The organism is Pseudomonas sp. R11-23-07 (assembly GCF_003852295.1).
Classification (GTDB): domain Bacteria; phylum Pseudomonadota; class Gammaproteobacteria; order Pseudomonadales; family Pseudomonadaceae; genus Aquipseudomonas.
This window is the reverse complement of sequence record NZ_CP027761.1, coordinates 561,956-583,896: the sequence shown is the minus strand read 5'-3', so window position 1 is coordinate 583,896 and position 21,941 is coordinate 561,956. Positions and strand designations below refer to the sequence as shown.

General features: G+C 61.7%; 13 protein-coding genes and 1 pseudogene. 8 read left to right on the top strand and 6 right to left on the bottom strand.

What is annotated here, in order from left to right:
- Positions 1–4: 4 nt before the first annotated feature.
- From aceF to msrA, 3 genes are all read left to right on the top strand, one after another.
- Positions 5–1,645, top strand: a complete 1,641-nt coding sequence (aceF, locus tag C4J84_RS02450) for a dihydrolipoyllysine-residue acetyltransferase (protein WP_124369349.1) — start codon at positions 5–7, stop codon at positions 1,643–1,645.
- A 303-nt stretch (positions 1,646–1,948) separates the two neighbouring features.
- Positions 1,949–4,642, top strand: a complete 2,694-nt coding sequence (locus C4J84_RS02445; protein WP_124369348.1) for a bifunctional diguanylate cyclase/phosphodiesterase — start codon at positions 1,949–1,951, stop codon at positions 4,640–4,642.
- 72 nt (positions 4,643–4,714) lie between these two features.
- Positions 4,715–5,362, top strand: a complete 648-nt coding sequence (msrA, locus tag C4J84_RS02440) for a peptide-methionine (S)-S-oxide reductase MsrA (RefSeq protein WP_124360964.1) — start codon at positions 4,715–4,717, stop codon at positions 5,360–5,362.
- Between the two features lie 302 nt (positions 5,363–5,664).
- Here msrA and C4J84_RS02435 read toward each other — a convergent pair whose 3' ends face one another.
- From C4J84_RS02435 to putP, 4 genes are all read right to left on the bottom strand, one after another.
- Positions 5,665–6,501, bottom strand: a complete 837-nt coding sequence (locus tag C4J84_RS02435) for a 23S rRNA (adenine(2030)-N(6))-methyltransferase RlmJ (protein WP_124369347.1) — start codon at positions 6,499–6,501, stop codon at positions 5,665–5,667.
- 78 nt (positions 6,502–6,579) lie between these two features.
- Positions 6,580–7,305, bottom strand: a complete 726-nt coding sequence (locus C4J84_RS02430) for a DUF4123 domain-containing protein (RefSeq protein ID WP_124369346.1) — start codon at positions 7,303–7,305, stop codon at positions 6,580–6,582.
- Positions 7,305–9,323: a type VI secretion system tip protein TssI/VgrG gene (tssI, locus tag C4J84_RS02425; RefSeq protein ID WP_124434866.1), complete on the bottom strand. Its 2,019-nt coding sequence runs from the start codon at positions 9,321–9,323 to the stop codon at positions 7,305–7,307. The genes C4J84_RS02430 and tssI overlap by 1 nt, the downstream gene beginning before the upstream one ends.
- 202 nt (positions 9,324–9,525) lie before the next feature.
- On the bottom strand, positions 9,526–11,010 hold the full coding sequence (gene putP / locus C4J84_RS02420; protein ID WP_124369344.1) for a sodium/proline symporter PutP: 1,485 nt from the start codon (positions 11,008–11,010) through the stop codon (positions 9,526–9,528).
- Positions 11,011–11,472: 462 nt separating this feature from the next.
- Between putP and putA the strand changes: the two genes are divergently transcribed.
- Together putA and C4J84_RS02410 are read left to right on the top strand one after the other, a co-directional pair.
- Positions 11,473–15,423 (top strand): trifunctional transcriptional regulator/proline dehydrogenase/L-glutamate gamma-semialdehyde dehydrogenase, encoded by a 3,951-nt coding sequence (gene putA, locus C4J84_RS02415; RefSeq protein WP_124369343.1) that lies wholly within the window; start codon positions 11,473–11,475, stop codon positions 15,421–15,423.
- 295 nt (positions 15,424–15,718) lie between these two features.
- Complete coding sequence (locus C4J84_RS02410; RefSeq protein ID WP_124369342.1) at positions 15,719–17,521, top strand: acyl-CoA dehydrogenase; 1,803 nt, start codon at positions 15,719–15,721, stop codon at positions 17,519–17,521.
- Here the strand turns inward: C4J84_RS02410 and C4J84_RS02405 are convergent.
- Both C4J84_RS02405 and C4J84_RS02400 read right to left on the bottom strand, forming a co-directional pair.
- Entirely contained in the window at positions 17,518–17,808 is a 291-nt protein-coding gene (locus C4J84_RS02405; protein WP_057724383.1) for a cell division protein ZapA, read from the bottom strand. The two genes, C4J84_RS02410 and C4J84_RS02405, sit on opposite strands and share 4 nt — an antisense overlap.
- Complete coding sequence (locus C4J84_RS02400) at positions 17,805–18,035, bottom strand: hypothetical protein (RefSeq protein WP_124360957.1); 231 nt, start codon at positions 18,033–18,035, stop codon at positions 17,805–17,807. Before C4J84_RS02400 ends, C4J84_RS02405 begins: the two co-directional genes overlap by 4 nt.
- 224 nt (positions 18,036–18,259) lie before the next feature.
- Here C4J84_RS02400 and C4J84_RS26660 point away from each other — a divergent pair.
- The 3 genes and pseudogenes from C4J84_RS26660 to C4J84_RS02390 all read left to right on the top strand — a co-directional run.
- Positions 18,260–19,084 (top strand): annotated as a pseudogene (locus tag C4J84_RS26660) (MCP four helix bundle domain-containing protein); the annotation flags it as partial.
- Positions 19,067–19,939: a methyl-accepting chemotaxis protein gene (locus C4J84_RS26655; RefSeq protein ID WP_371850830.1), complete on the top strand. Its 873-nt coding sequence runs from the start codon at positions 19,067–19,069 to the stop codon at positions 19,937–19,939. The pseudogene C4J84_RS26660 and the gene C4J84_RS26655, both read left to right, overlap by 18 nt.
- A 227-nt stretch (positions 19,940–20,166) precedes the next feature.
- The gene (locus tag C4J84_RS02390; RefSeq protein WP_124365567.1) at positions 20,167–21,909 is read left to right on the top strand and encodes a potassium/proton antiporter; all 1,743 of its coding nucleotides are present in this window, start codon (positions 20,167–20,169) and stop codon (positions 21,907–21,909) included.
- The last annotated feature ends 32 nt before the right edge of the window (positions 21,910–21,941 follow it).

Sequence of the window (21,941 nt, the reverse complement as noted above, 5' to 3'; positions counted from 1 at the left end):
TTTTGTGAGCGAACTCATTCGCGTACCTGACATCGGCAGCGGTGAAGGTGAAGTAATCGAGCTGTTTGTGAAGGTTGGCGACACCGTCGAAGCCGACCAGAGCATCCTGACCCTGGAGTCGGACAAGGCGAGCATGGAAATCCCTGCTCCCAAGGCCGGCGTGGTCAAAAGCCTGAAAGTGAAGCTGGGCGACCGCCTGAAAGAAGGCGACGAACTGCTGGAGTTGGAAATCGAAGGTGCCGCTGATGCGGCCCCTGCGGCGGCTCCTGCTGCCGCTGCACCTGCGCCGGCTGCTGAAAAGCCTGCTGCTGCCGAGGCTGCTCCAGCCCCGGCCGCTGCACCTGCCGCCGCCACCGTCCAGGACATCCACGTTCCGGACATCGGCTCGTCGGGCAAGGCCAAGATCATCGAGCTGCTGGTCAAGGTCGGCGACACCGTCGAAGCCGACCAGTCGCTGATCACCCTGGAGTCCGACAAGGCCTCCATGGAGATCCCATCGCCGGCTGCCGGCGTGGTGGAAAGCATCGGGGTCAAGCTGGAAGACGAAGTCGGCACTGGCGATTTCATCCTCAAGCTGAAAGTACAAGGCGCTGCGCCTGCTGCTCCAGCACCTGCCGCCGCTCCGGCTGCGGCCAAGGCTGAAGCGGCTCCGGCCGCTGCTGCTCCTGCCCCGGCTGCCAAAGCCGAAGCTGCACCGGCTCCTGCCGCCGCGCCTGCGCCAAGCGGTGCCAAGGTTCATGCCGGCCCTGCCGTGCGTCAGCTGGCCCGTGAGTTCGGTGTCGAGCTGGGCGCCGTCTCGGCCAGCGGCCCTCACGGCCGTGTGCTGAAGGAAGACGTGCAGGCTTACGTCAAAGCCATGATGCAGAAAGCCAAGGAAGCGCCAGCTGCCGGCGGCGCTACCGGTGGCTCGGGCATTCCGCCGATCCGCACCGTGGATTTCAGCCGTTTCGGCGAAATCGAAGAAGTGCCGATGACCCGCCTGATGCAAATCGGCGCGGCAGGTCTGCACGCGAGCTGGTTGAACATCCCGCACGTAACTCAGTTCGATCAGGCCGATATCACCGACCTGGAAGCGTTCCGCGTTGCGCAGAAAGCCGTGGCCGAGAAGGCCGGCGTGAAACTGACCGTGTTGCCTCTGCTGCTCAAGGCTTGTGCGCACCTGCTCAAGGAACTGCCGGACTTCAACAGCTCGCTGGCGCCAAGCGGCAAGGCGATCATTCGCAAGAAGTACGTGCACATCGGCTTCGCGGTAGACACGCCTGACGGCCTGCTGGTACCGGTCATCAAGAACGTCGACCAGAAGAGCCTGCTGCAACTGGCTGCCGAGGCTGCTGCGTTGGCCGCCAAGGCCCGCGACAAGAAGCTCACCCCGGACGACATGCAGGGCGCGTGCTTCACCATCTCCAGCCTCGGGCATATTGGCGGTACTGGCTTCACGCCAATCGTCAACGCGCCGGAAGTGGCGATCCTGGGTGTGTCCAAGGCAACTATCCAGCCAGTCTGGGACGGTAAAGCGTTCCAGCCCAAGCTGATGCTGCCACTGTCGCTGTCCTACGATCACCGCGTGATCAACGGCGCGGCGGCGGCACGCTTCACCCAGCGCCTGAGCCAGCTGCTGAACGACATCCGCACCATCCTGCTGTAAGCCGCAGCGGCCTCCCCTGAGCGGGAGGCCTTTGCCGCACCGATTTCCGAGCGCCACGCTCGTACCTCAACCCCGCCACTTGGCGGGGCTTTTTTTGCCCGTTTGTTGTATACATAGGACAGGCTTGTACACCTTCCGTCACTTCGACTGCAGAAACGCCCTGCGTGGCCGATAACAGGGTTATAGCACTTAGCCTTCATCCTCTCTTGTCAGTGCGTGCCGCATGATGCAACCTTGCCGCAGGCAACAGTAAAGAGGGCGTGAGCCCGGCGCCGTGCGCATTTTTCCAAGCGAGTTTCCCCCATGAAAAGCCAACCCGATGTCGCCCGAACGGCGGCCGAGGTAGTGACGCAATTACCGGTGCCTTCGCGCCTCGGTATGCTGCGTTTCGAGCGGCTTAATGAGGCAAGCTGGGCGCTGCTCTACCTCGATCCCAATTGCGAGCGCCAATTCGGCCTGCCGGCGGTCGAACTCTGCGCCCTGATCGGCACGCCGTACGCCAGCCTGATGGAGCCCCAGGCACGCTATCAACTGCACGACGCGATCCAGCAGCAACTGAGCCTCAGCCCCCACTACCTGGTGCGCTACACCCTGCACACCAACGATGGCCCGCTGAGCCTGCTGGAAATGGGCGAGGCCTACAAACAACACAATCGCCACCTGCTGCGCGGCTACCTGATGGTGGTTGATGGCCTGTTCAGCGAAATTCCCGCCACGTTGCCGACCGCCGACCTGGAAAACCAGAACAGCCGCCTGCAAATCGCCCTGGAACTCAACCAGCGCGCGCAACAGGAACAACTGCAGCACCTGGAGCGGGTACGCGCCCAGCAGGAGTTGATCCTGCTCCTGGCCCGCCAACGCTACACCACACCCAATTCGCTGCAAGAAGCCGCCGAACTGATCACCCGCAGCGCCTGCGACATCTACCAGATTGATTGCGCCAGCATCTGGAACTTGGAAGGCCAGCGCCTGGTGCCGATTTCGGCCTATCACCGCGCCGATCAGCAATACCATTTGCCTGAAGCGATTGACGCCAGTTGTTTCCCCGATTACCTCGAAGCCCTGCACAGCAGCCGCGCGATCGATGCCACCAATGCCCTGCGCGACCCGCGTACGCGGGAAATGGCCGAAAGCCTGTTCGCCAAGGATATCCACGCCATGCTCGACGCGAGCATCCGGGTGGATGGCCAGGTCGTCGGCGTGCTGTGCCTGGAGCAAAGCGGCAGTTCGCGTGCCTGGCAGTCCGATGAAATCGCCTTTGCCGGCGAGTTGGCGGACCAGTTCGCCCAAGTCATCAACAACCACAACCGCCGCACCGCCACCAGCGCTCTGCACCTGTTCCAGCGTGCCGTGGAACAAAGTGCCAATGCCTTTCTGCTGGTCAATTGCGATGGCGTGGTGGAGTACGTCAACCCAAGCTTTACCGCGATCACCCAATACAGCGCCGAAGAGGTGCACGGCCACCGCCTGGCACAGTTGCCGGCCCTGGAGAACCTCAGCGAGTTGCTGTTCGATGCGCCGTCGAGCCTGGCCAAGAGCAACAGCTGGCAAGGTGAATTCAAAAGCCGACGCAAAAACCTCGAACCCTACTGGGGCCAGCTGTCGATTTCCAAGGTGTATGGCGACAACCGTGAGTTGACCCACTACATCGGCATCTACGAAGACATCACCCAGACCAAGCTGGCGCAACAGCGCATCGAACGCCTGGCCTACACCGACAACCTGACCAACCTGGGCAACCGCCCGGCCTTCATCCGCAACCTCGACGAGCGCTTTGCCCGCGACAGCGACAGCCCGATCAGCCTGCTTTTGGTGGACATCGACAACTTCAAGCGCATCAACGACAGCCTCGGGCACCAGACCGGGGACAAGCTGTTGATCAGCCTGGCCCGTCGTCTACGCAACAGCCTGAGCAGCGGCGGCAGCCTGGCGCGCTTTGCCAGTAACGAGTTTGCGGTGTTGCTGGACGATGCCGACCTGGAGACCGGCCAGCAGGTCGCCAGCCAGTTGCTGGCCACCCTCGACAAGCCGATGTTCGTCGACAACCAATTGATCAGCGTGACCGGCTCCGTAGGCCTGGCCTGCGCACCGCTGCACGGCCGCGACCCGCAGACCCTGATGCGCAACGCCGGTTTGGCCCTGCACAAGGCCAAGGCCAACGGCAAACACCAGGTGCAGGTGTTTACCGAAGCCCTGAATGCCGAAGCGAGCTACAAACTGTTCGTGGAAAACAACCTGCGCCGCGCCCTGACCCAGAACGAGCTTGATGTGTTCTACCAGCCCAAGCTGTGCCTGCGCAGTGGCCGCCTGTTGGGTATGGAAGCGCTGTTGCGCTGGAACCATCCGGAAAAGGGCATGATCCGCCCCGACCAGTTCATCAGCGTGGCCGAAGAGACCGGTTTGATCATCCCCATCGGCAAATGGATCGCGCGCCAGGCGTGCCGCATGAGTCGGCAGTTGACAGCGGCGGGCCTGGGTAATCTGCAGGTAGCGATCAACCTGTCGCCCAAACAGTTTTCCGACCCGGACCTGGTGGCCTCGATCGCCTCGATTCTCAAGGAAGAACAGTTGCCGCCCAATCTGCTGGAGCTGGAGCTGACCGAAGGCCTGCTGCTGGAGGCCACCGAAGACACGCGCTTGCAACTGGACCAACTGAAGAGCTTTGGCCTGACCCTGGCCATGGATGACTTCGGCACCGGTTATTCGTCGCTGAGCTACTTGAAAAAATTCCCCATCGACATCATTAAGATCGACCGGAGCTTTATCCACGAAATCCCGGATAACCAGGACGACATGGAAATCACCTCGGCGGTCATCGCCATGGCCCACAACCTCAAGCTGAAGGTGGTGGCCGAAGGCATCGAGACCGCCGCGCAGCTGGCGTTCCTGCGCCGGCATCGGTGCGACGTGGGCCAGGGCTACCTGTTCGACCGGCCAATCCCCGGCGCAGAGCTGCTGGAGAAGCTTAAACGCTATCCACGCGGGCCAATCGCCTGACAGCGCTGTAACACTCGGGCACACTGGCTGTCTGACCATTTACTGCTAATCAACCTGACGAGAGGACTGATCATGGTCTTGCGCTCGGAAATTCTGGTGAACAAAAACGTGCTGCCTACTCAAGAACAAGCTCTGCCTGGCCGTGAAACCCCGATGAACCTGCCGGAGACGCATTTCGTCAACGGCAACCCGCTGCTGGGCCCGTTTACCGACGACGTCGGTTTTGCGATCTTCGGCCTCGGCTGCTTCTGGGGCGCAGAGCGCAAGTTCTGGCAGCGCGACGGGGTGGTCAGCACCGTGGTCGGCTACGCCGGCGGCTTCACGCCGAACCCGACCTACGAAGAAGTCTGCTCAGGCCTGACCGGCCACAGCGAAGTCGTGCTGGTGGTGTATGACCAGGCCAAAGTGAAATACGAAGACTTGCTGAAGATGTTCTGGGAACTGCACAACCCGACCCAAGGCATGCGCCAGGGCAACGATATCGGCAGCCAATACCGCTCGGTGATCTATGCCACCACGCCGGAGCAACTGGCGGCGGCCAAAGCCAGTGCCGAGGCTTATCAGCAAGAGCTGACCAAGGCCGGCCTGGGCGAGATCACCACCGAAATCGACGAAGCGCCGACGGTTTACTTCGCCGAGGCGTATCACCAGCAGTACCTGGCGAAGAATCCCCAGGGTTACTGCGGCATCGGCGGCACCGGCGTGACCTGCCCGATATAAAGGGGCAACACAGCTCAAAATGTGGGAGGGGGCTTGCCCTAAAGCCAGTCAGTTAAGGCTTTTTGTAGGAGCGAGCTTGCTCGCGAAAAACGTCAACGATAACGCGTGCTTCCTGAATAAACGCGGTGTCTGTGAGTTTTTCGCGAGCAAGCTCGCTCCTACAGACGGTGGTGTACGCTTAACTGACTGGCATTAGGGCTTGCCCCCGATTGCGGTGTACCAGTGACAGATGCACTGACTGACACTCCGCTATCGGGAGCAAGCCCCCTCCCACACTGGTTTTGTGTTTGGCTTGAAATAGGCTATTCAGCGATGAGCCAATCCATCTGCCACCCGCCCTGAGTCTGGCCCAGTTGCCTGGACAGCCACGGCAGCAATTCACGCAGCTCCTCTTCCAGGCCCCACGGCGGGTTGGCAATTGCCAGGCCTGAGCCGGTCAGGGTGTTGGGCGTGTCCAGCGGATGCACCAGCAGCTCTACGCGCAACAGTTTCGGCGCACCGGTGCCGGCCAGGTCCTGGTAGAAGCGGCGCAACATGCGCGGATCTTTCACCGGGTACCAGATTGCCGCGACCGTCTGGCGCATGCGGCTGACGGCTTCCTTGAGGGACGCCGCGCAACGCTGCATTTCATCGAGCTTTTCAAACGGCGGGTCGATCAGCATCAGCGCGCGTTTTTCCGGCACCGGCAACAGGGCGCGCGGTACGTGCCAGCCTTCGCCCAGGTGCACCTTGACCCGACGATCACCCTTCATGTTGTCCTTGAGCAACACGCCGTCTTCCGGGTGCTTTTCGTTGAGCAGTACACGGTCCTGGGGACGCGTCAGGCGCCGCGCCAGTTCCGGCGAACCTGGGTAGTAGCGCAACTGGCCATCCGGGTTCATTTCGTGCAGCACGCGCATGTAATCAGCAGTGAGCGGCGGCAGGTCGTCTGCGCCCCACAGGCGGGCGATGCCTTCCAGGTATTCACCGGTGCGGTTGGCCTGGTCACCCTGCAGGTCGTACAGGCCAATGCCGGCGTGGGTATCGAGGTAGGCGAACGGCTGCTCCTTGCGCGACATCAAGGCGATGAGGCGGGTCAAGGTCAGGTGTTTGAAGACATCGGCGTGGTTGCCGGCGTGAAAGGCGTGACGATAATTCATGGTTGCTCCTGCGCAGGGGGCGAAGTTTACCTTCTACCGGCGCAAAGGTGCAGGGCCGCATGGCGGCTGGTGTTTTTGTTAACTCAACTGCGCAGCGAGGTAATCGGCCAGCGCTGCATGGTTGACTCCCGGCCTGCGCGCGAACCAGGCGAGCTTGTGCTGCAAGGTGGCCGGCGTGAACGCGGCATACACATCAGGACGCTGCTCTTGCAACCATTGCAACAGGTTGTCGACCAGTACCTGCGGCGACCGCTCAGCCAGGTGCCTGAGCAACGGCTCAGGCACTCGCCACCAGGGCCAGGGCTTGGCAGGGGTGATCGGGCCAGTCGCCACCGTCAGCGGCTGACCATTGATCAGATAACGTCCAAACACCGGCAAGACCGTCCCTGCCTCGTCACCCAATTGCTGCCACATCGGCTGAAACTGAGCGCCATCCCAGAAGCGTAGGAACACCGCCTGGTCATTGGGCATAAACACCTTGGTCAAGCTTTGCAGATGGGCAACTACGGTTTCCAACGGGCTGGAGGACACCGCCAGCCAACCCCAATCCACGGCTTGCACAGTGGCGACCCAATCGAGAAATGCGCTGCCCGACTCGACGATGCCCACGTAAGGCATCACCTCATCCCAAGCGTCGTAGGCCGTGCCGGCCCAGATCGCGTGCGGCGCCGGCCCTGCCGTCATGGCTTGCCAGGCGGCAAATGGCTTGGCGTCGCTGGTAGTGCCTAGCACGGCAAAGATTCGCTCACCGGCAAGCAGCGGGAACTGCGCCAGCCAGGTGCTGGGGTCCATGGGCGTCTGCATCAAGAAACACTCCGTGCATGCTCGGGGATACTGCACTGCCCGTCACGGCAGCGTTCGCACTCTTCACAAAAAGGCGCGCTGCGTTTCAGGCTCTCAATCTGCACAGGGCTCAGAGGGAGCGGGACCGCCGCCAGTGCTGCCTCCTTCAAGCCCGGCTTCAAGGGCGCCGCCGCAGGGGCTGGCGCCCCGCCAAGCTGGATCGGCACGCTGCTGAAAATACCGCCCGCCGACAGCGTGATCGACTGCCCTCCCGCCTGAATCGTAACGCTGGCTCCCGCGTCGATAACAATGCTTTGCCCGGCCGCCAACTGAAGGGTGCGACCGGCACGCATGTGCTGAGAACCGCCGACCACCAGGTGGTCATCCTGCTTGAGTTCCGTCAGGCGGTTGCCATGGGTAATGCGCTGCTCTTCGCCCTGCAACTCATGGTGCGATTCGCCGCCCACCCTCACCCGGCGCTGGTTATCGACCTGCACCTGTTGGTCATGCAATACATGCTGGGTCCAGTCGCGCTGAGCGCGCAGGTAGATTTCCTCGGCGCCCTTGCGGTCTTCGATGCGCAGTTCGTTGTAGCCTCCGCCACCAGGGCTGCTCTGGCTGCGAAAAATACTGCGGGTCTTGTCCGCCGGCAGGTCGAGGGGCAAACGATTCGCCGCGTTGGGCAGGCAACCCATGACCAGCGGCATGTCCATGTCGCCATCGACGAAACCCACCAGTACCTCCATGCCGACTCGCGGGATCAGCACCGCCCCATAACGGTCATGGGCCCAGCCGCTCGCCACGCGCAGCCAACAGCTGGAATGATCGTTGTGCTCACCGTCGCGGTCCCAGGCCATCTGCACTTTGACACGACCGTACTCGTCGCAATGGATTTCACTGTCGACAGGCCCGGTGACCACCGCGTTCTGGTAGCTGGATAGGTGCGGCCGGGGCGTGATCAGAGGCGTTCGAAACGGCACATCCCAGGGCGTCACTACAAAATCGTTGCTGTAACCCGCAGGCAAGTCATCCCTATAGGTGTCAGGCGCAGACTCTTCCAACACTTGCGATTGTTGCCCCGTGTGGTGCAACTGGGTAACCAGCCACAGGTCATTCCACTCCTGACGCGGGTGGCCAGCCATCTTCAGAAACCGCCCAGTGCCCAAGGCCGGCTGATCGCTGATGCCGCTGGCTTGGCGAAAGTCGCTGCGATGACGCTCCAACACACGCTGTGCCAGGTACTTGCCATGCGCACGATCGGTAAAGTTTCCAGGGTAACGTTGCTCGTCCAGGGGCAGGTGCTGCCCGCTGGAGGCCGTGCTTTCCAACACCAGGCTGGGCTTTTTGAAGTCGTAGGCCCGCAGGTTCACGCCGGCGGTACGGGTTTTCAGCCGCAGGATGAAGCGCTTTATCGCAGGGGCCTCGGCCACCATCCCGGAACCGGCCAGGTAGGGGGTGACCTGGTCCGGCTGGCCAAACACACTCTGGTCATCGCCAAACACCAACAGGTGACGCTCGGGACTGTGCTGAAAGTGATAGTGAATGCCCGACTCAACGCACAAGCGCTGAATGAACTGCAGATCGGTTTCGTCGAACTGAACACAGTACTCACGCTCGGGATATTTTCCGCTCAGGCGGAACACGAAGGTATCACCCTGAATGTCCTGGGCCTCCAACACCCGAGCAATGATCTGCGGCACGGTTTTCTGCTGAAAGATCCTCTGGTGAGTGCTGTGCTCCAGATAGGCCAACTGCGGCACCAGGGTCATCTGGTAACGGGTAAGCCGCTTGCCCGAATCGCCTTGCGCGACCCGGTAAACTCGGCCATGGATACCGTGGCCCTGAGCGTCAAACCCGAGGAACGCCTGACGGTGCAGCAGGCCATCGAGGTCCAGATCGGGTCGCTCGCTCACCAACTCAAGGTCAAAGCGAAAGGGCAGGCTGATAAATTCGTCGCCCATGAACCCATGAACCTTGAGATCATAAGGCTCCCCGTCCAGGGTCAGGTTAAAGGCACTTTGATTGGCAGGAGCGAACATCCGGTGTTTCTCTGCGAAGGGTGGGTGAGCGATTCTGCCTCAGCCGTTTGCCGAGTCGAGCGCTGTGCCGGCAAATAAGTAACGTCCTACATCGACAGTGCCGAAATCCTGCGCAGGGCTTTTTTTCTTCATAAAAAAAGGCCCAGCATCCATAGGACGTGGGCCTTCTTTTCGAATACCAGGCGATCAACGCCCGGCTGTATTACTTGTTGAGGTTGTAGTCTTTTTCCGCGGCATCAAAGCGCTCGACCATACCAGCCGTCGGTGCACCCATCTTGCTCACGAAGTAGATCGCCAGGCTGGCGAAGATGAAGCCTGGGATGATTTCGTACAGGCCCAGCACTTCGAAGTGCTTCCACACGATTACGGTGATCGCGCCGACCAGGATGCCGGCCAGTGCGCCGTTGCGGGTCATGTTTTTCCAGATCACCGAGATCAGCACCACAGGCCCGAACGCGGCGCCGAAACCGGCCCAGGCGTAGCTGACCAGGCCCAGTACGCGGTTTTCCGGGTTGGCGGCCATGGCGATGGCGATCAAGGCTACCGCCAGCACCATCAGGCGACCGACCCACACCAGCTCAAGCTGGGACGCGCCCTTGCGCAGGAATGCCTTGTAGAAGTCTTCGGTCAGGGCGCTGGAGCACACCAGCAATTGGCAGCTCAGGGTACTCATGACAGCCGCCAGGATGGCCGACAGCAATACACCGGCAATCCATGGGTTGAACAGAATCTTGGCCAGTTCGATAAACACGCGCTCAGGGTTTTCGGTCACGGGACCGGCCACCTCAGGATGCGCCGAGAAGTAAGCGATGCCGAAGAAGCCCACCGCCACGGTGCCGCCCAGGCACAGGATCATCCAGGTCATGGAGATGCGACGCGCATTGGCAATCGACTTCACCGAATCCGCCGCCATGAACCGCGCGAGGATGTGCGGCTGGCCGAAGTAACCCAGACCCCAGCCCATCAGCGAGATAACGCCGATAAAGGTGGTGTTTTTCAGCATGTCGAAGCTGGTCGGGTCCTTGGCTTCGATGGCCAGGAAGGTGGTGTCCACGCCGCCGGTCGCCAGCAGTACGATGATCGGCGTCAGGATCAACGCGAAGATCATCAGTGTGGCTTGCACGGTATCGGTCCAGCTGACCGCCAGGAAACCGCCAACAAAGGTGTAGGCAATGGTCGCTGCGGCACCGGCCCACAGCGCAGTCTCGTAGGACATGCCGAAGGTGCTTTCGAACAGGCGGGCACCGGCCACGATGCCGGAGGCGCAGTAAATGGTGAAGAACACCAGGATCACCACAGCGGAGATGATCCGCAGCAGCCCGCTTTTATCTTCGAAGCGGCTGGAGAAGTAATCCGGCAGGGTCAGGGCGTCGCCGTTGTGTTCGGTCTGCACGCGCAGGCGGCCGGCCACGAACAGCCAGTTGAGGTAGGCACCGACGATCAGGCCGATAGCAATCCAGCTTTCCGACAAGCCCGACATGTAGATTGCGCCAGGCAGGCCCATCAACAACCAGCCGCTCATATCGGAAGCGCCGGCGGACAAAGCGGTCACCACGCTACCGAGGCTGCGGCCGCCCAGGATGTAATCGGAAAGGTTATTGGTGGAGCGATAGGCCATCAAGCCGATCAGTACCATTGCTGCGATGTAGATCACGAACGTGATCAGGGTGGGATTACTAACGCTCATAGAAGTGACGCCCTGGCTTTGTTTTTATGTAGCGACGGTCAATCAGCCCGCTACCGGTGGTTAACCGGGTAAACGATGCTGCCTGCCGCGCATTTATGACTGGCGTTTCCCCAGGAAAGCCGCCAGCCGATGAACCGACCTGTGGAAGTGGTTGCACCTTGGTGCGCGAATGCTATTCAACAAAGCAAATAAGGTGCAACCAGTTTCTCGCGAATAAGTTGCACCTACGCGGTTTTAAGGACAAACACCGGGTTTTTGCTCCTTTTCGGAGCAAGAACAGTCAACCTCAGAAGCAAATGCACCAACAAGAAGTTGATTCGAGAGAAGGCCGGAATTTTTCCGATCAACCGTCGGAAATTTCCTGAATAAAAAGGGTTGCACCCGGTTGCACCTCTTCATGGGCGAGGCTAATCTTGCCGCCAGCAGATGCCACTCGGTAGTGGCACCCATGAGGATAAGAAAATGGCTACGACCACCCTTGGGGTCAAACTCGACGACCCGACCCGCGAGCGCCTGAAGGCCGCCGCGTCCTCCATTGATCGCACGCCGCACTGGCTGATCAAACAGGCAATTTTCAATTACCTGGAGAAACTCGAGGGTGGCGCAACCCTTTCCGAGCTCAACGGTTCGGGCAGCAAGGATGCCGACGACGCCGGCGAAGTCCAGCATGACCACGCCCACCAGTGCTTCCTTGAGTTCGCCGAGAGCATCCTGCCGCAATCGGTACTGCGCGCCTCGATCACCGCCGCTTACCGTCGCCCCGAGCCGGAAGTGGTGCCGATGCTGATCGAGCAGGCGCGCCTGCCGGTAGAGATGGCCGAAGCCACCAACAAGCTGGCCGCCACGATTGCCGAAAAATTGCGCAACCAGAAAAGCGCTGGCGGCCGTGCCGGTATCGTTCAGGGCCTGCTGCAGGAATTTTCCCTGTCGTCCCAGGAAGGCGTGGCGCTGATGTGCCTGGCCGAAGCGCTGCTGCGCATCCCCGACAAAGGCACGCGCGATGCGCTGATTCGCGACAAGATCAGCACCGGCAACTGGCACCCCCACCTGGGCAACAGCCCGTCGCTGTTCGTCAATGCTGCTACCTGGGGCCTGCTGTTGACCGGCAAACTGGTCGCGACCCATAACGAAGCAGGCTTGACCTCGTCCCTGAGCCGCATCATCGGCAAAAGCGGCGAGCCGATGATCCGCAAGGGCGTCGACATGGCCATGCGCCTGATGGGTGAACAGTTCGTCACCGGCGAGACCATCGCCGAAGCCCTGGCCAACGCGAGCAAGTTCGAAGCCAAGGGTTTCCGCTATTCCTACGACATGCTCGGGGAAGCCGCCCTCACCGAACACGACGCCCAGAAGTACCTGGCTTCGTACGAACAAGCCATTCACTCCATCGGCAAAGCGTCCCACGGCCGTGGGATCTATGAAGGCCCAGGCATCTCCATCAAGCTCTCCGCCCTGCACCCGCGTTACAGCCGCGCGCAGTACGAGCGGGTGATGGACGAACTGTACCCGCGCCTGTTGTCGCTGACCCTGTTGGCCAAGCAATACGACATCGGCCTGAACATCGATGCCGAAGAAGCCGACCGCCTCGAGTTGTCCCTGGACCTGCTCGAGCGCCTGTGCTTCGAGCCGCAACTGACCGGCTGGAACGGTATCGGTTTCGTGATCCAGGCCTACCAGAAGCGTTGCCCCTACGTGATCGACTACGTCATCGACCTGGCCCGCCGCAGCCGCCACCGCCTGATGATCCGCCTGGTCAAAGGCGCGTACTGGGACAGCGAAATCAAGCGCGCCCAGGTCGAGGGCCTGGAAGGCTACCCGGTGTACACCCGCAAGGTGTACACCGACGTTTCCTACATTGCCTGCGCACGCAAACTGCTGTCGGTGCCGGAAGCCATCTACCCGCAGTTCGCCACGCACAACGCCCATACGTTGTCGGCCATCTATCACATTGCCGGTCAGAACTATTACCCCGGCCAGTACGAGTTCCAATGCCTGCACGGCATGGGCGAACCGCTGTACGAACAAGTGGTGGGCAAAGTTTCCGAAGGCAAGCTGAACCGTCCGTGCCGTGTGTACGCACCGGTCGGCACTCACGAAACACTGCTGGCGTACCTGGTACGTCGCCTGCTGGAAAACGGTGCGAACACCTCGTTCGTCAACCGCATCGCCGATCACTCCATCTCGATTCAGGAGCTGGTGGCCGATCCAGTGGCGAACATCGAGCAGATGGCGACGGTGGAAGGCGGCTTCGGCCTGCCGCACCCGCGTATCCCGCTGCCGCGTGACCTGTACGGCAGCGACCGCGCCAACTCGGCCGGTATCGACCTGGCCAACGAGCATCGCCTGGCATCGCTGTCCTGCGCCCTGCTGGCCACCGCTCACAACAACTGGAAAGCCGCGCCGATGCTCGGTTGCGCCGCCAGCGAACAACCGGCTGCAGCGGTGCTGAACCCGTCCGACGTGCGCGATGTGGTCGGTCACGTTCAGGAGGCCACCGTCGAAGACGTCGACAATGCCATCCAGTGCGCCATCAGCGCCGCGCCGATCTGGCAGGCCACCCCGCCCGCCGAACGCGCCGCGATCCTGGAGCGCGCCGCCGACCTGATGGAAGGCGAGATTCAGCCATTGATGGGCCTGCTGGCCCGTGAAGCCGGCAAGACCTTCGCCAACGCCATCGCTGAAGTGCGCGAAGCCGTGGACTTCCTGCGCTACTACGCGGTGCAGGCGCGTAATGATTTCACCAACGACGCCCACCGCCCGTTGGGTCCGGTGGTGTGCATCAGCCCCTGGAACTTCCCGCTGGCGATCTTCAGCGGCCAGGTGGCGGCGGCATTGGCTGCCGGTAACCCGGTGCTGGCCAAACCCGCCGAACAAACCCCGTTGGTCGCCGCCCAGGCCGTGCGCATCCTGCTCGAAGCCGGCATCCCGCAAGGCGTGCTGCAATTGCTGCCGGGCCAGGGCGAGAGCGTCGGTGCCCGCCTGGTCGGTGATGATCGCGTCAAAGGCGTGATGTTCACCGGCTCCACCGAGGTTGCACGCTTACTGCAACGCAGTGTCGCCGGTCGCCTGGATGCCCAGGGCCGTCCGATTCCGCTGATCGCCGAAACCGGCGGCCAGAACGCGATGATCGTGGATTCCTCGGCGCTCACCGAACAAGTGGTGATTGACGTGGTGTCGTCGGCTTTCGACAGCGCCGGCCAACGTTGCTCGGCGCTGCGCGTGTTGTGCCTGCAGGAAGATTCGGCAGACCGCGTCATCGAAATGCTCAAGGGCGCCATGGCGGAATGCCGCCTGGGCAACCCGGAACGCCTGTCGGTAGATATCGGCCCGGTGATCGACGCCGAAGCCAAGGCTGGCATCGAGAAGCACATCCAGGCCATGCGCGACAAAGGCCGCAACGTTTACCAGGTGGCGATTGCCGACGGCGAAGAGATCAAGCGTGGCACCTTCGTGATGCCCACCCTGATCGAGCTGGAAAGCTTCGACGAACTGCAACGCGAAATCTTCGGCCCGGTGCTGCACGTGGTGCGCTACAAGCGCAAAGAGATCGACCAGCTCATCGGCCAGATCAATGCCTCCGGCTACGGCCTGACCCTGGGCGTGCACACCCGCATCGACGAGACCATCGCCAAGGTGATCGACAACGTCAATGCCGGTAACGTCTACGTCAACCGAAACATCGTGGGTGCCGTAGTGGGCGTGCAGCCGTTCGGCGGCGAAGGCCTGTCGGGTACCGGCCCGAAAGCCGGTGGCCCGCTGTACCTGTACCGCCTGCTGTCGACTCGTCCTACCGATGCGATCGAGCAATCCTTCGTACGTGGCGACGCATTGACCGCACCGGACCTGCGCCTGCGCGACGCCATGAGCCAACCGCTGACCGCGTTGAAAACCTGGGCCGACAGCCACAACTTCAGCGAACTGAGCGCCCTGTGCAGCCAATTCGCCGCCCAGTCGCAAAGCGGTATCACTCGCCAACTGGCCGGCCCGACCGGCGAGCGCAACAGCTATGCGATCCTGCCGCGTGAACACGTGCTGTGCCTGGCGGAAGTGGAAGGTGACCTGCTGACCCAACTCGCTGCGGTATTGGCGGTAGGCGGTTCTGCGGTATGGCCGGAAACCGAACTGACCAAGGCCGTGTTCCCACGCCTGCCGAAAGATATTCAGGCGAAGATCAAGCGCGTGGCCGACTGGACCAAGGACGTGGTGTTCGACGCTGTCCTGCATCACGGTGATTCCGACCAGCTGCGTGCGGTGTGCCAGCAAGTGGCGCAGCGCGGTGGGGCGATTGTTGGGGTGCATGGTTTGTCCCAGGGCGAGACATCCATTGCCCTGGAGCGGTTGGTGATCGAGCGGGCGTTGAGCGTTAACACGGCTGCTGCCGGCGGCAATGCCAGCCTGATGACCATCGGTTAAACGCGGTAAAAAAAATGTGGGAGGGGGCTGATCGTTCCCACGCTCCGCGTGGGAATGCAGCTCAAGGATGCTCTGCGTCCAGAAGCGTGACGCGGAGCGTCAAGAGAGGCGTTTCCACGCAGAGCGTGGGAACGATCTTAAATACACTGCTATCGGGGGCAAGCCCCCTCCCACATTTGATTGCATTTCAATTCCCTCTCTCCGAGTTCTGCTCGTCCATCACCCAGATCAATCTTGCTATCCAGCCTCTATTCGCGCACTTAGACTCACGGCAATTCCTCAAAGGTAAGCCGCCATGTCCGAGACGCTGCTCAGTTCCCGCAATCTGGCTTTCGAGCTGTATGAAGTCCTCGATGCCGAGGGCCTGACCCAGCGCGAGCGGTTTGCCGAGCACAATCGCGAAACCTTCGACGCCGCCATCAGCACAGCGCGCAACATTGCCGAAAAGTACTTCGCGCCTCACAACCGCAAGAACGACGAGAACGAACCGCGCTACGAAGACGGTAAGGCGATTCTGATTCCGGAAGTGAAACCGGCGGTGGATGCTTTCCTGGAAGCCGGTTTCCTCAATGCCGCCCGCAGCTTCGAGGCCGGCGGCATGCAGTTGCCGACCCTGCTGTCCCAAGCCTGCTTCGCTCACTTCCAATCCGCCAACGCGGCATCAACGTCCTACCCGTTCCTGACCATGGGCGCCGCCAACCTGATCGAAAGTTTCGGCACCGAGGAGCAGAAACAACGCTTCCTGCAACCGATGATCGAAGGCCGCTTCTTCGGCACCATGGCCTTGACCGAGCCGCACGCTGGCTCATCCCTGTCGGATATTCGTACCCGCGCGGAGCCTGCGGCTGACGGCAGCTATCGGCTGAAGGGCAACAAGATCTTCATCTCCGGCGGCGACCATCCGCTGTCGGAAAACATCGTGCATATGGTGCTGGCCAAGCTGCCCGATGCACCGGCCGGGGTGAAGGGCATTTCGTTGTTTATCGTGCCCAAATTCCTGGTCAACGCTGACGGCAGCCTGGGCGAGCGCAACGATGTACTGCTGGCCGGGCTGTTTCACAAGATGGGCTGGCGCGGCACGACGTCTACAGCACTCAATTTTGGCGATAACGGCAACTGTGTCGGCTATCTGGTGGGCAAACCGCACCAGGGCCTGAGTTGCATGTTCCAGATGATGAACGAGGCACGGATCGGCGTCGGCATGGGCGCGGTGATGCTCGGTTACGCGGGCTATCTCTACTCGTTGGAATACGCCCGCGAACGTCCGCAAGGCCGCCTGCCGGACAGCAAAGACCCGAGCACCGCGCCGGTATCGATCATCCAGCACGCCGATATCAAACGTATGCTGCTGACCCAAAAAGCCTACGTGGAAGGCGCCTTCGACCTGGGCCTGTACGCCGCACGCCTGTTCGACGACACCACCACCCTGCCAAGCGAAACCGAACGCAAACAAGCCCACGAGTTGCTGGACCTGCTGACCCCCATCGTCAAATCCTGGCCGTCGGAGTTCTGCCTCAAGGCCAACGAACTGGCGATCCAGATTCTCGGCGGCCATGGCTATACCCGCGAGTACCCGGTCGAGCAGTATTACCGCGATAACCGCCTGAATCCGATCCACGAAGGCACCCATGGCATCCAGTCCCTGGACCTGCTTGGGCGTAAGTTGGCGCAGAACGGCGGGGCCGGCCTCAAGCAATTGATTCGACTGATCGCCGAGACAGGTGCTCGGGCGCAGCCATACCCATCGCTCACCGCACTAAGGGAACCGCTGGAGCAATTGGTCAACCGCCTGCAAAGCGTGACTCTCGGCCTGCTGAGCGATCTCGCCCAGGGCAAGGTCAACAGCAGCCTGGCGAACTCGGCGCTGTACCTGAAAGTGTTCGGGCACACGGTAATTGGCTGGCGCTGGCTGGAACAGGCGATTCGCGCCGAAGAAGGTCTGGCCAAGGGCAATGCGGCCGATGTGGCCTTCTATAAAGGCAAGCTCCAGGCCGCCCGGTACTTCCTGACCTGGGAAGTACCAAGCTGCCATCATGAACTGGCGATTCTGGAGGCACGCGACGATACGTGCCTGGGGATGCAGGATGCGTGGTTCTAAGGCTGGATCGCCTTGGAAATCACTTCGACCGTGGCGCTGACTTGCTCTTGGTAACGGTCGAGTTCCTGTTGATGGGCCTGCTGCATTTCGATCTGCTCGGCGCACAGGTTCAGCGCGGCCAATACCAATAATTTGTCACCAATCAGGGTCGGGTACTTTTTCTTGGTCGTGGCCAGGGAAGCCTTGAGCATGGTCACGGCGTGCATCAGGGTCTGGTCTTCCCCGGCCGGCGCCTTGATCGAGTAATCCTCACCGAGAATCGAAACGACCTTTATCCCTTCATTCATGCGCTGACAGGCCCTGCGCTCACACGCTCAACCAGTGCCTGGATGCGGGCGGCGGTGGCGCCATGCTTTTCTTCCTGTTCCATCAGGTTCAGTTGCAGGCTGTCGTTTTCGTCCTTGGCCTGGGCCAGCTGCGCCTTGAGGGATTCGTTGCTGCTCAGCAGGTCCTGGTTCTGCTGTACCAGGTCGTTGACCAGTTGTTCCAGTTGGCTGAGGGATGCTTCTAACATTTTGATTTCTCGGGCTTTTTAAAAGGGCGGTGACGATAAAGAAAATTCACCTCGGATGCCAGGGTTATCCCCGGCGCGCAGCCCGATGTTCAAGGGCCGGGCCGCGCTTTCGAGCCTTAGTGACTGCAATTACCCGATCTGGTTCCTGAATCCGTGCAACCCCCGGTCAGCTGCGACAAAAGCGCGCGCCCCCCTTAAGACTTTAGTCGCAGGGCCGATACGCGATGCACACCCCGTCTCATGGCCGCATGGATCGCGCTTCTCCCCAGGATTCCAGCATGTCTCTTCGTAATATGAATATCGCCCCGAGGGCTTTCCTCGGCTTCGCGTTTATCGGCGCGTTGATGTTGTTTCTCGGCGTGTTCGCCCTGAACCAGATGAGCAAGATCCGTGCTGCCACCGAAGACATCACCCTGTCCAGCGTGCCAAGCATCCGCGCCCTCGACGAATTCACCCAGCTGACCTTGCGCCTGCGCGTGTTGTCGTACCGCTTGCTCACCAACCGCGAGCCGGAGGTACAGCAAAAGACCCTGGAAGCCTTCGACGTGCGCAACCAGCAGATCCGCACCGCCCAGGGCGTGTATGAAAAGCTGATCGAGAGCCGCGAAGAACGAACGACCTACGATGAATACGTGCGATTGCTGGCCCAGTACCATCAGATCGAAGAGCGCATGAAAAGCCTGTCCCGGGCCAACCAGGTCGACGAATTACGCGCCCTGCTCAACACTGAACTGCTGAACAACTCCGAGCAGGTCAATGCGGTGCTCAGCCGCCTGCTGGAAATCAACAACAGCATGGCCCTGGACACCAACCAGCAAGCCAAAGACCAGTACGACCTGGCCTTCAACATGGTCGTGAGCCTGCTGGTGATCGCCACCGCGCTGACCCTGTTGTTCGCCTGGCTGCTGACCCGCAGCATCACCGTGCCGATCTCCCAGGCGCTGGAAGCGGCCGAAGAAGTGGCCGAAGGCAACCTCACGCGCCCGATCAAAGTCGACGGCAACGATGAGGCCGGCCGCCTGCTCGCCGCCATGGCCAAGATGCAGGACAAACTGCGCGACACCCTGCAACGCATCGCCGGCTCCGCCACGCAACTGGCATCGGCCGCCGAAGAGCTCAACGCCGTCACCGACGAAAGCGCGCGTGGCCTGACCCAGCAGAACAATGAGATCGAACAGGCCGCCACCGCCGTGAACGAGATGACCAGCGCGGTCGAGGAAGTCGCCCGCAATGCCGTGAGCACCTCCGAAGCCTCGCGCAACGCCACCACCTCGGCCGGTGATGGTCGTGACCTGGTACAGGAAACCGTCAGCGCCATCGAACGCATGAGCGGCGACGTGCAAGCCACCGCCACCTTGATCGGTGAGTTGGCCAATGAATCCCGCGATATCGGCAAAGTGCTGGACGTGATCCGTGGCCTGGCCGACCAGACCAACCTGCTGGCCCTCAACGCGGCCATCGAGGCGGCGCGGGCCGGTGAGGCCGGGCGTGGTTTTGCGGTAGTGGCGGACGAGGTACGCGCGTTGGCCCATCGCACCCAGCAGTCCACCAGCGAGATCGAGCGCATGATCGGCAGCATCCAGGCCGGCACCGAGCATGCGGTGGATTCGATGCGCAATAGCACCGAACGCGCCGAATCCACGCTGAACATCGCCAAGGGCGCAGGGATGTCGCTGGACACCATCAACACGGCAATTGTCGAGATCAACGAGCGCAACCTGGTGATCGCCAGCGCAGCGGAAGAACAGGCGCAGGTCGCGCGGGAAGTCGACCGTAACCTGGTGAATATCCGCGATCTGTCGGTGCAATCGGCGACAGGTGCCAGCCAGACCAGCGCGGCGAGCAGCGAGTTGTCGCGCCTGGCGGTGGATTTGAACGGCATGGTGGGCCGCTTCCGGCTGTAAAAATGTGGGAGGGGGCTTGATCGTTCCCACGCTCCGCGTGGGAATGCCTCAGGTGACGCTTTGCGTCACGACGTCAAGAGCGGACGCGCAGCGTCCAATGAGGCGTTCCCACGCAGAGCATGGGAACGATCTTTTGACAGCGCAGCAATTCAACAGGTTAGAATCCCTGGCACGCAGACTGCATGGTCAGTTTGCGCCCTGTCTTTCCCTGCTCTGGAGTACTGCCTTTGAATGCGACGACCATCAACAGCCTGTTCTTGATCGGCGCGTTGCTGGTGAGTGCGAGCATTCTGGTGAGTTCTCTGTCGTCGCGCCTGGGCATCCCGATCCTGGTGATCATCCTGGCCGTGGGCATGATCGCCGGCGTCGATGGCGGCGGCATCATCTTCGATAACTACCCGACCGCCTACCTGGTGGGCAACCTGGCGCTGGCCGTGATCCTGCTCGACGGCGGTTTGCGCACGCGGGTGGCGAGTTTCCGCGTGGCACTCTGGCCTGCGTTGTCCCTGGCCACGGTGGGCGTGTTGATCACCACCGGCCTCACTGGCATGGCCGCGGCCTGGCTGTTCGACCTCAACATCGTGCAGGGCTTGCTGATCGGCGCCATTGTTGGTTCCACGGACGCCGCAGCCGTGTTCTCGCTGCTGGGCGGCAAGGGCTTGAACGAACGGGTGACCGCCAGCCTGGAAATCGAATCCGGCAGCAACGACCCGATGGCGGTGTTCCTCACCGTGACCTTGATCGACATGCTCGCCAGCGGCCAGACCGGCCTGCATTGGAGCCTGCTGACCCATCTGATCCGCGAGTTCGGCATCGGCGGCCTGGTCGGCCTGGGCGGCGGCTGGCTGATGCTGCAGATGGTCAACCGCATCAACCTGGCTACCGGCCTGTACCCGATCCTGGTGATCGCCGGCGGCCTGTTCGTCTTCGCGCTGACCAATGCCTTGCACGGCAGCGGCTTTCTCGCCGTGTACCTGTGCGGCCTGGTGATCGGCAACCGACCGGTGCGCAGCCGTCATGGCATCCTGCATATGCTCGACGGCATGGCCTGGCTGGCGCAGATCGGCATGTTCCTGGTGCTGGGCCTGCTGGTCACGCCCCATGACTTGCTGCCGATCGCCCTGCCGGCACTGGGCCTGGCGCTGTGGATGATCCTGTTTGCACGGCCGCTGTCGGTGATGGTCGGCCTGTTGCCCTTCAAGGCGTTCCACGGCCGGGAAAAAGCCTTTATCGCCTGGGTCGGCCTGCGCGGCGCGGTGCCGATCATCCTCGCGGTGTTCCCGCTGATGGCCGGCCTGCCCCATGCCCAGCTGTACTTCAATCTGGCGTTCTTTATCGTACTGGTGTCGCTGCTGGTGCAGGGCACCAGCCTGCCGTGGGTGGCCAAATTGCTGAAAGTCACCGTACCGCCGGACCCGGCGCCGATTTCCCGCGCCGCCCTGGAAGTGCATGTCACCAGCGAGTGGGAGCTGTTCGTCTACCGCCTGGGCGCGGAAAAGTGGTGCATCGGCGCCGCCCTGCGCGAGTTGAAAATGCCCGAGGGTACGCGGATCGCGGCGCTGTTCCGTGGCCAGCAACTGCTCCACCCGTCGGGTAGTACGGTGCTGGAAGTCGATGATTTGCTCTGCGTCATCGGCCATGAACACAACTTGCCGGCCCTGGGCAAACTGTTCAGCCAGGCGCCGCAACGCGGCCTCGACCTGCGCTTCTTCGGCGACTTTGTACTCGAAGGCGACGCCCAGCTCGGCGCGGTGTCGGCCTTGTACGGGCTCAAGCTCGAGGGTATCGACCCGGACATGCCGTTGAGCCGCTTCATCACCCAGAAAGTCGGCGGCGCGCCGGTGGTGGGCGACCAGGTGGAGTGGAACAACACCATCTGGACCGTCGCGGTCATGGACGGGAACAAGATTGGCAAAGTCGGCGTCAGATTCCCCGAAGGAAGTCGCCCGGGCCCCGGTCTCTTCCTCTAAACTGCGGGGCCACAACGCCCCGATTCTTCATC